The organism is Cedecea sp. B1(4), assembly GCF_059414925.1.
Genome location: NZ_JCAHMZ010000237.1, coordinates 1 through 238 on the forward strand (window position 1 = coordinate 1; position 238 = coordinate 238).

General features: G+C 63.0%; 1 protein-coding gene. It reads left to right on the plus strand.

The features are described 5' to 3' along the window. Positions 1–238: TonB-dependent receptor domain-containing protein (locus ACR6JA_RS22765; protein WP_494599746.1), on the plus strand; the 238-nt coding region annotated here is incomplete at both ends.

The window sequence follows — 238 nt, forward strand, 5'->3', positions numbered from 1 at the left end:
GCGGCCAACAGCTTCCGTGGCGCGCTGATGTACCGCAGCGATATCGGCCTGGCGCCCTACTTCAGCTATTCCGAATCGTTCCAGCCCAACATCGGCAGCGACCGCAACGGCAACCAGTTCTCCCCGAGCCGCGGCAAGCAATACGAAGTGGGCATGAAGTTCCAGCCGGACGGCGCGCAGAGCTTCGCCACCGTGTCGCTATTCGACCTGCGCATGACCAACGTGCTGACCACCGACA